We start from the raw sequence: 2,477 nt of genomic DNA, 5'->3' as shown, positions 1-2,477 counted from the left end.
CAGGCGCCCACCGTCGAAAGCAGCGGTGATCTTCTTGCGGCCAACGGCTGGAAACGGGAAGGTGGCAGGTGTATCGTCCGGCATGGCGAGTGTGGCACAGGGCAATTGGTGGCAGGGATTAGTCTCAACAACCAAATCCTACGCTGCTTCAAGTGCTTAAGCTACACTCGCCAGCCTTCATCAACCTTCCCATGCATAAGAACGGCTAGCCTCCATACTGGGTGGCGCTGATCGCGTCTGATCTATAGTGCTGACCGTGTCCTAAAGCTTGGACCAGCGGCATTTAAAGTATTCAGGATACCGCATCGCGACGTCTGGTTGTGCCACTCGATAATTGTCGGCACGATTAGACGCTTGCACCTGATGGCGCCACGGGACCTTCCGTCATTGTAATATCGATGCCAGCCGTCCTTGAGCGTACCGCCTATTCACCACCGCGGAAAGTACTGCGCGAAACTTAAACTCACGCTCATCACTTTCAACAGATCAGATCAGAGGAGATTACTTTTCAAACGAAGTACTCCATGAGAGCCGAAGCCAATCAGCCTAACATACAGCCACAAGACGTACATTCTGTTCCGAAGCTCTAAATTTTGGGCAAACTTGGACTGTAGGCATTTTGTTTTTGATTGTACTTTCGGGGGCATATTCCTGTAGGATGACTATATGCTGCACTGACAAAAGCGCCGATTCCGAATCCTGACGCAGAGACCTCTATGGGCATATATAACCTCCGCGAGATTGGCGATAACAGAACTACTATTTCAACTCCAGTTTGTATCATCGGGGCAGGTATGGCTGGGCTACTCCTTGCGCGGCGCCTCGCACAAGCAGGACGGAATGTCACTTTGATCGAAAGTGGGCTCGACTTCTACGATCCCGAAATTCAACGACTGAACGAAATCGAAGATCTGAATGGCAGCTATAAATGGCCGGTAACTGGCCGAGCCAGAGGCCTTGGGGGAACATCCTCTCTATGGGGAGGGCGTATTATTTCATTGTCCCAACAAGAAGCTGAATCGGTTTGTCATCCGTCACTTTCTGGATGGCCATTTTCTACTAGTGAACTTGAGGCTTATCGTCCCGAGATCGAGAGAGTTTTCAAACTAGATCATAGTTCGTTTGAGGAGGATATACTTGGGGACCTTGATCGCCGCTGTCACTTTCCTAGCGCAGACCCTGACGTAACCTGTCGGTGGATCAAGTGGGCTACATTCAAGCGAGGCAATCTTACGGCTTTGCTGAAAAGTGAACTTCAGCAGGCTAAGAATATCGACATTTGGCTAGGCGCGACCGTATGTGGGTTGGATTACGATGAGGCATCAGGGCGCCTCTTAGCCATCCAAGCGTCTAGCTTGGAGGGACATAGAGTTATAGTTCGCGCAAACGAGTTTGTGTTTGCCGCCGGAACCATTGAGACGACTCGTTTACTCCTCTTACTTGACGAGGCGTCTGGGAAGCGGGCGTTCCATCGCTGTCGTGTGCTGGGCCGTTACTTTCAGGATCACTTGGACGCGCAAGTGGGCTGGCTTCGTCCAAAAGACCGAACTGTTACGAACATGTTGTTTGCTCCTCGTTTTTTTAACTCAATCCGCCGAAGTCCACATCTGGAGCTTAATCGAGATATAGCCGGAATTGGCTTTGCCACCGGCGCCTCCTTCGCACATATCCCAGTTAACCTAACTGAGAATCGTGTGCTTTCAGTAGTTAAGAATATGTACGATAACCTTTGTGCAAGGAAATTTGATTTAAACCTGGGAGCCTTCAGCGAGATAGGCGCCAATTATAAATTGTTATCGAAGTTCGTACTCTGGCGTCTCTTGAAACGTCAGTTCTTTATTCCAGACGACATAGATTATAAACTCCATATTTGCATTGAGCAGGCGCCGCATCCAAACAATCGAATTTTGCTGTCCGATAAACGCGACAGGCTTGGTGTCCCAATGGTTCGCTTAAGCTGGAGTCCAATGGAGCCTGATGAGCAAACCTTCCGAACCTCAGTCGCTAGGATTGGTGCGTATTGGAGGAGATCCGGGTTCGACAATATCTGTCCTATAGAATGGACGCCGGCGGCGAAAGACGCATCGATGCTGATCATTGATCAAGCAGAAGATTGGTGCCATCCATCGGGGACAACACGTATGGGCCTTGATCCGGCTGAGTCAGTAGTGGGGCCTGATATGACCTGTCATGATGTACCTAACGTACGCGTCGTGAGCGCCTCGATCTTTCCAATATCTGGGAGTGTCAATCCAACGCTAACAATCATGCAACTTGCCCTGAGGTGCGCCGACCTAATCCTCGAACGCTCTGCTTCCGAGCCGGTTCGCCCAGGTTTGGCAGCCTAGGTTGTTTGGTGGCGGAACGTTGTTGGGATCGGGTGCGTTACGCCATTGAGGAGTACACTTGGCGCTTTGACGGCCTGCGACGCCGAGCTTCTCACCGCAGGAGGACGTGATGCACTCCCTTCATCCGCA

At 50.9% G+C, this 2,477-nt stretch carries 1 protein-coding gene; it reads left to right on the top strand.

Annotated elements, in window-relative coordinates; translation table 11 throughout:
- Positions 1–716: 716 nt before the first annotated feature.
- Complete coding sequence (locus FS320_RS41710) at positions 717–2,348, top strand: FAD-dependent oxidoreductase (RefSeq protein ID WP_152718431.1); 1,632 nt, start codon at positions 717–719, stop codon at positions 2,346–2,348.
- Positions 2,349–2,477 lie beyond the last annotated feature (129 nt).

Origin of the sequence: Microvirga tunisiensis (genome assembly GCF_009296175.1) — a bacterium.
Classification (GTDB): Bacteria; Pseudomonadota; Alphaproteobacteria; order Rhizobiales; family Beijerinckiaceae; genus Microvirga; species Microvirga tunisiensis.
The sequence above is the reverse complement of the archived record's forward strand: the minus strand, read 5'-3'. Positions and strand labels throughout refer to the sequence as shown.